Source organism: Prevotella sp. S7-1-8, assembly GCF_000758925.1.
Lineage (GTDB): Bacteria > Bacteroidota > Bacteroidia > Bacteroidales > Bacteroidaceae > Prevotella.
In genome coordinates, this window is the sequence record NZ_JRNC01000058.1 from 1 (window position 1) to 7,671 (window position 7,671).

The window sequence follows — 7,671 nt, forward strand, 5'->3', positions numbered from 1 at the left end:
GACAACCTCTCGCTACGCTTCGAGAGCGTCCGCGTCTCACGGCGAGGGCTACACTTTTATTGCATTTCGTTTTGGAACTTGCGCAAGACTTTATCTATGAAATCGACAATATCCGCTCTTGCAATGCAGACATCATCAATGATGAGAAGCTATAAAACACTGATTATCTTTATTTTTTTTCGCTGTTGCGTTTTCATTTCTTCACGGATATTTCCCTGTGAATGGCATACATCGTCCAAAAGAAGAATGCAGAATGGCAACTTGAAAAAAGCCGTGCTGCGTGACACCACCAGCATTGATGGACGCAATTCAGGTTGTAGCAAGTACGATATTTTTCTTTTAGAGTTTGCGGCAATGTATCTCAAGAAAGTCAATTTTCGATTCCGGCCTTGCCCATCAAGAACAAGGAGTATGGGTAAACGCTATGATTTGGAACGCGTACCGGAACTCCTCATTCTCAAAATCGGGCTTGAATTCTTGTTTGCTTGCCATTATCAGTGACGCAAATTCTGTATTTTTATCATTAGAGATTGTCCAAATGCACTTCCTCTACGGTTTTGCGTTTGGTGTCATTCTTTGTTTCTGCCGGTGTCTTTTTCCTTTCAGTGCCTGACGCTGCCTGTTTCTCTATCGGGTTTCCATTTTCGTCCAGGACAACCTCCTCTTCACTTACGATGGCGCTATCGCGTTTGACGGTGTCGCGCGCCACGTGTGGAACATAGCTGTCGCAAATGTACATGTCACGTGTGATACTGGCATCCTCGGGTTTTTGGAACTTGCCATGATATTTCTTGAAGGCGGGGTCGGAAAGCACAGACTGCATGAAATAACCTGTTATGGGCAGCGCTGTTCGCGAGCCTTGACCCAAGGCACCTGTCCTGAAGTGTATGCTTCGATACTCTCCTCCAACCCATGCGCCAGCCACAAGTTTTGGCGACACACACATGAACCATGCGTCGGAATGATTGTTGGACGTTCCTGTCTTGCCACCAAACTCGGTGTCTCTGAATTGCCCCACATACCCCCAAAGGCTTTGGCTCGTCCCACCCGGCTCGCGCATACTGGCTTGCAACAGTTGTTGGGCCAAGAATGCGCTTTTGTAAGGAATGACTTGCTCGGCTTGAACCCTGTCTACGTACACCTCTCGGCCATCTTTGTCTACTATCCGAGTTACCAGCACCGGCTCATGGTGCATGCCATTGTTAGCGACGGTGCAATAAGCGTTGGTCATCTCAAGCAGGGTCACGTCGCTTGAACCCAACGCTAACGATGGCGTGTCGTCCAAGGGGCTCTTTATGCCCATAGCTTGTGCGGTGGCAATGACACGCTTGATAGTCATCTCTTGTCCCAAACGCACGGCAATAGAGTTGATACTCTTGGCGAAAGCGGCTTTCAACGGGATGCTGTCTCCAGAAAATCTGCCATTGGCATTGCCCGGTGTCCATGTGGTCATCTCGTTCTTCTTCTTGTCGAACACCTGCATGGAGATATATTCGTCGCGGCGTTTGTCGCATGGCGTCAGGCCTTGGTTCATGGCCTCCGTATACACGAAGAGCTTGAAAGTGGAACCGGGTTGTCGCTCGGCGGTTACCTTGTCATACTTCCACGATTTAAAGTCTATGTCGCCAACCCATGCTTTTACAGCGCCTGTCTGTGGCTCCATGGCTACCATCGCACAGTGCATAAATGTCACCATGTACTTGATAGAATCTTCCGAAGTCATATTCTTGGTGATGGTTCCTTTGTCGTAATCAAACACCTTTACGGGGTGCTTCCATTCCTTATAGTAGTAGCGTATGGAGTCAGGATTGTTGGGATAGCGTTCCTGCAGGCTTTTATAAAAAGGTTGTTTCATGGCAATTTGGTCAATAAAACCCTCTATCGGCTTGCCGTTTTCATCCCTCCAAGGCTCTTGTCTAAGCCAATTGGCGTCTTGTTTTCGATAGATATCCCAGTGGTTGTTAAAGTTTTGCTGCACCGTCTTCATTTGTTTGCGAGCGGCTTCCTCGGCATATTTCTGCATCCGTGTGTCGATGGTGGTATAGATTTTAAGCCCTGAACTGTATAGATCGTAACCGTTCTCCGCGCACCAATTGTCAAGATAGTCGGCCACTGCCTGCCTGAAATACATGGCTTGCCCATCATAATTCTCTTCCATCTTGTATTTCAACTTGATGGGGATTTGCCGCAATGAATCACATACGGCAGGCGCAAGCGTGCCGTATGACACCATATTGGCCAATACGGTGTTGCGTCTCGCAAGGCTGTTTTTGGGGTTGTTTTTAGGATTATATAGCGTGGTGGCCTTGAGCATGCCAACCAACACGGCCGCCTCCTCTGTCTTGAGGTCTTTCGGAGTGGTGTCAAAATAGGTCTTAGCGGCTGTCTTTATTCCGTATGCGTTAGAGCCAAAGTCCACGGTATTGGCGTACATCGTTAGAATTTCTTTCTTGTCGTACACCGTCTCAAGCTTGGTGGCGATAATCCATTCCTTGCTTTTCACGATAAGTATCTTCAGTCCAGGAATTTTTCCGAGCAATCCAGTGGAGTATTGCGAGCGCACCCTGAACATGTTTTTGGCCAATTGTTGGGAAATGGTGGAGGCGCCACGGCCTGCCCTGTGCAGCAAGGCGTCTTTCATGGCCGACATGATACCCATCACGTCTATGGCCATTCCACGTGGCCTGTCATAGTAGCGTACATCCTCCGTGGCGACGAGCGCGTCGAAAAAAGCGGGATTAACCTCCTCATATTTCACCGGAGTACGGTTTTCGTTAAAATATTTACCGATTAGCTTGCCATCCGCACTGTATATCTCCGAGGCCTGACTTGTCTGTGGGTCCATTATGCCTGAGAAATAGCCTGGGCTTTTGCCAAACAGCCAAAAAAGATTGATGTCTACGGCGCCAAGGTATAGAAAGAAGGCCACTATGAACGAGACGATACCAATCAAGGTCTTGGTGTACCAAGGTCGTCCCTTGTATAAATTTTTGTACCATGGCCAGAAGTTCTTGGCTTTCTTCCAAAGCCAATGGAAAAATTGCTTTATTTTCTTCATAGTTTTAAATTTCTTCTGTTCTGTTTTGGTCTTGCCTGTTTTGGCAAAAACTATTTTTGCAAAAATACAAAATTAGCTGTTTATCATGTGTTTTTGTCAATATAATTTAAGATATCTTCAACATTGTCGGGCGAGAACCATTTGACGTCCATGTCTTTTTTGAACCATGTGAGCTGTTTGCGCATGTACCGACGCGTGTTGGACTGAATTTGCCTGATGGCCTCCTCTCGCGCTATGAGACCGTCAAAATAGGCGAACATCTCCTTGTAACCCACCGTGTTGAGAGCGTTCAACCCTTTTCGAGGATACATCGCACGCGCTTCTTTTTCCAATCCCTTTTCAATCATGTCGATAACACGCTTGTTGATGCGGTCGTAAAGTTCTTCGCGTGGTCTGTCCATCCCAATCTTCAAGATTTCGAACGGCCTGATTTTATGCGTGTTGGTTCTGAAAGATGAATAGGTCTTTCCCGTCATGTGGCATATTTCCAAAGCGTGTACCACGCGTCGGGGATTGTTTCGATCCACGATTTCCCAGTGCCGTGGATCTCGCTCTTTTAATTCGGCCACCAATGCGGGCAGCCCCTCCTCGCTGAGCCGACGCTTGTAGAGACTGCGTGTGTGATCGTCCACCGTGGGAATGTCATCAATGCCCTTGCACACGGCATCCACATACATCATGGACCCACCTGAAAGTACCACTATGTCGTGTGTCTTGAACAGTGTGTCAAGAGTGTTTATGGCATCGCGCTCATACATAGCGGCCGAGTAGTAATCGTCCACATGGTGTGTGCCCACGAAAAAATGTTCAGCCCGTTGTTGCTGCTCTTTGGTGGGAGCCGCGGTTCCTATAGGTAGTTCGGCGAATATTTGGCGAGAGTCCGCGTTCACGATAGGCGCGTCATAACGCTCGGCCACTCTGAGACATAGCTCTGTCTTGCCTACACCCGTGGGCCCAATGACAACAACAAGTGTTTTCATTTTTTACTTATTTTTTCTTTTTGGATATTTGAGTCTCTCACGCTTGTTAAAACAAAAGAAGTTAGAGGTATGCGTACGATGACACAAGCCTCTAACTTCTATAGGCTGGTTGGCTCGTCTTGGCGACTTGCGTATGGGGTTATCGCATGATACCCCTTTGTGAAGTGGAAACGAAGTCGATGATATATTGTATTTCTGGCGTAAGTGGCAGGCTGGCCTTGATCTCTCGCAGACCCTCGGCGACAGTCGCCTTGCCGTACAATATCCGGTATGCGTTGTGTATAAGATCTATGGTCTCATTGCTAAATCCATGTCGTCTAAGCCCAACGACGTTCAAGCCCGCGTAGCGAATAGGCTCCCTGCCAGCCATGATATATGGTGGAACATCCAAACTTGAGCGGCTGCCACCTTGTATCATAACATATCCACCCACCTTGCTGAACTGATGAAAGAGTACGGTGGCGCTGATGACGGCATAATCGTCCACCACTACCTCGCCCGCAAATTTCGTGGAATTGCCTATTATGACGTGGTTGCCTATCACGCAGTCGTGCGCCACGTGCATGTTTTCCATTAACAAGTTGTTGTTACCCACACGAGTGGTTCCTTTCGAAGCCGTGCCTCGAGAGATGGTTACATTCTCCCTGATACTATTGTTGTCGCCTATCTCGCACAACGTTTCCTCTCCCTTGTACTTCAAGTCTTGCGGCTTGGTGGCGATGCTTGCGCCCGGGAATATCTCGTTGCCATTGCCTATTCGTGCCCCGGCATGGATGGTAACGCTGTTCAAAAGCTGGTTGTTATCGCCCAAGATGGTATTTTGGTCAATGCAGCAGAATGGGCCTATGGTATTGTTGTCGCCTATCTTGGCATTCGGATGAATGAACGCTAACGGACTGATATTGTTCATAGTTTATTTGTTTTTGATAATTTGGGCGGTGAACGTGGCCTCCGAGACAACATTATCGCCAACAAAAGCATAGCCTTTCATGGAGCTGATACCGTGGCGAATGGGTTGCAAAAGCTCTACGCTGAAAAGAAGTGAGTCGCCAGGAACAACCTTGCGCCGAAACTTTACGTCATCTATCCTGAGGAAATAGGTGGACCATTTCTCAGGCTCCTCCACTTGGCTGAGTACAAGCAGGCCACCGCATTGGGCCATGGCTTCTATCTGGAGCACGCCTGGCATGACAGGTTCCTCCGGGAAATGACCTTGGAAAAACAGCTCATTCGCCGAGGCGTTTTTTACGCCGACAATGCTCGTTGCGCCCATACTAATCACTTTGTCAACTAATTGCATGGGATAACGATGTGGCAACATCTGCTTGATGCGCACGTTATCCATAAGAGGTTCTTCGTTGGGGTCATAGATAGGAGCTTGCACCTCATGCTTGCGTATCTCTTTTCGCATGAGCCGGGCGAACTTGTTGTTGATGGTATGTCCCGGCCTTGTGGCTATGATGCGCCCCTTAATGGGTTTGCCTATCAATGCCATGTCGCCAATGATATCGAGCAGTTTGTGACGCGTGCACTCGTTGTCCCACATCAATGGCTTGTGCTGGACATAGCCAATCTTGTTGGCATCCATGCGTGGCAACTTGAGAAAATCAGCTAATTTATCCAATTGCGCTTGCTCTACCTTGCGCTCGTATATCACGATGGCGTTGTCCAAGTCACCGCCTTTTATGAGATTAGCCTCTAAGAGTGGCACGATGTCGCGCACAAAGACAAAGGTCCGGGCGGGCGCTATCTCCTCGGCATAATTGGCAATATTGTCCAATGTGGCAAACTGGCTGCTGATAAATTTGGACTGAAAAGAGCACATGGCCGTAATGGAGAAGTCTTGGTCGGGTAGGATGGTAATGCACGATCCACTCTTTTCATCTTTGATCTCTATCTTTTTGCGAATGATATAATAATCTTTGGGGGTGGTTTGGTGCGCGATTCCTACCTCTTTTATTTTTTCAACGTAGCGTATGGCGGACCCGTCAAGTATGGGAAATTCCGGGCCGTTTACTTGTATCAAGCAGTTGTCAATGCCCATGGCGTAGAGCGCGGACAATCCGTGTTCTACGGTGGAGACCTTGACATCACCCTTTTGGAGCACGGTGCCTCGTTGCGTGTCGGTCACGTTTTCCGCAATAGCCTCGATGATGGGTTGCCCCTCAAGATCTATGCGCTCTATCTTGTAACCAGTGTTTTCTGGCGCAGGGTTGAAAGTCACCGTCAGGCTCAATCCCGTATGCAGTCCCTTTCCACAGAGAGAAAAGCTTCCGCCAAGTGTATTTTGTTTAGCGGTTTCCATTTATTTCTTGTTTTTTAGTTCTTCCACTTCTTTTTTCAAGTCGTTCAATTGTTTGTACATATCTGGCAATCTTCTGATGATAGCTTGGCTTTTGAAAAAGAGATACTGGTCCATGGGAGGCGTCCCAATAAGTGTCTGGTTGTCATCGATAGACCCGGGGGCGCCTGACTGCGCGCCAAGCATGACGTGATTGCCAATGGTGATATGCCCGGACACACCTACCTGACCTCCAAACATACACCAGCTACCCACCTTGGTGGAGCCAGCTATGCCCACTTGCGCAGACATCACGGTGTTTGCGCCTATATCTGTGTTGTGGGCAATCTGAACCAAATTGTCAAGTTTCACGCCTTTACGCACGTATGTCGCACCCATAGTCGACCGGTCCACACACGTATTGGCGCCTATCTCCACATTATCCTCGATGACCACTTTGCCTATCTGCGGTATTTTGTCATAGCTTTCGCCATTGGGAGCAAACCCAAAACCATCGGCCCCGATGACAGCTCCGGAGTGTACGATGACGTTGTCGCCCAATTGGCATTCGTGATAGACACTCACGTTAGGATAGATGATACAGTGGTTACCTATCGAGACACCATCAAGGATGGTGACGTTAGGATACACCTGAGAGCCATCCCCCACGCTAACATTATCACCGACATAGGCGAATGGGCCGACGTAAACGTCTTGTCCCAAATGGGCTTTTGGCGAGACGAAAGCTAATGCGTCCACGCCTTTTTTCTTAGGTTTGGATGCCTCGTACAACTGCAGCAGTTTGGCCACGCAGTCGCGCGCGTTTTTCACGCGTATTAGCGTGGGTTTAACTTTCTCATGTATTTCAATACTCTCATCAATAAGAACTATCGATGATTGGGTGTCGTGAATATAGTGGGTGTATTTTGGGTTGGCCAAGAATGAAATAGCCCCGGGAACGCTTTCTTCTATTTTAGCGAAAGTATGCACGCGGACCGTCTCTTCGCCTTCGACTCTGCCGTTAACGTATTGGGCTATTTGTTTAGCGGTAAATTCCATTTTTCGTGTGGAGATTGATTTAATTTGCAAATATAAGAATTTATTCCATAATACATATATTTTTTAGTTTATTATTTCTTTTTTTTCTATGCAACAGTAATATCCTGCAAGTTTGTAAAATATTGAACTCCGCAAAGGGCAAAGTTGGTGTTATGTCAGAATTTCTTCGTATCATCACAACGATTTTTATAGAGTTTCCCCCGATTCTGCCCATGATGTTTTTTCGGGGTACACGCAAAGTAACAAACAGCGTATCACGCTGATTTAAAGATATCTATGTATTTTTTTTATTG

Annotated in this window: 6 protein-coding genes; 1 reads left to right on the forward strand and 5 read right to left on the reverse strand. The window is 47.6% G+C overall.

Features of this window, described 5'->3' with window-relative positions; genetic code table 11:
- Nucleotides 1–246: 246 nt before the first annotated feature.
- The gene (locus HMPREF1640_RS09465; RefSeq protein WP_036894174.1) at nt 247–501 is read left to right on the forward strand and encodes a hypothetical protein; all 255 of its coding nucleotides are present in this window, start codon (nt 247–249) and stop codon (nt 499–501) included.
- 22 nt (nt 502–523) lie between these two features.
- On the opposite strand, the gene HMPREF1640_RS09470 is transcribed toward HMPREF1640_RS09465, so the two are convergent.
- The 5 genes from HMPREF1640_RS09470 to lpxD all read right to left on the reverse strand — a co-directional run bounded on the left by HMPREF1640_RS09470 (nt 524) and on the right by lpxD (nt 7,378).
- Entirely contained in the window at nt 524–3,058 is a 2,535-nt protein-coding gene (locus HMPREF1640_RS09470) for a transglycosylase domain-containing protein (RefSeq protein ID WP_036894176.1), read from the reverse strand.
- Nucleotides 3,059–3,141: 83 nt separating this feature from the next.
- Nucleotides 3,142–4,038, reverse strand: coding sequence for a tRNA (adenosine(37)-N6)-dimethylallyltransferase MiaA (gene miaA, locus HMPREF1640_RS09475; RefSeq protein WP_036894178.1), 897 nt, complete (start codon nt 4,036–4,038; stop codon nt 3,142–3,144).
- A gap of 139 nt (nt 4,039–4,177) precedes the next feature.
- Nucleotides 4,178–4,948, reverse strand: a complete 771-nt coding sequence (gene lpxA, locus HMPREF1640_RS09480) for an acyl-ACP--UDP-N-acetylglucosamine O-acyltransferase (protein ID WP_036894179.1) — start codon at nt 4,946–4,948, stop codon at nt 4,178–4,180.
- A gap of 3 nt (nt 4,949–4,951) precedes the next feature.
- Complete coding sequence (locus HMPREF1640_RS09485; protein ID WP_036894181.1) at nt 4,952–6,343, reverse strand: bifunctional UDP-3-O-[3-hydroxymyristoyl] N-acetylglucosamine deacetylase/3-hydroxyacyl-ACP dehydratase; 1,392 nt, start codon at nt 6,341–6,343, stop codon at nt 4,952–4,954.
- Nucleotides 6,344–7,378 carry a UDP-3-O-(3-hydroxymyristoyl)glucosamine N-acyltransferase gene (gene lpxD / locus HMPREF1640_RS09490; RefSeq protein ID WP_036894182.1) on the reverse strand — a complete coding sequence of 345 codons (1,035 nt, stop codon included), beginning with the start codon at nt 7,376–7,378 and terminating at the stop codon, nt 6,344–6,346. It abuts the gene before it with no gap.
- Between the last annotated feature and the right edge of the window lie 293 nt (nt 7,379–7,671).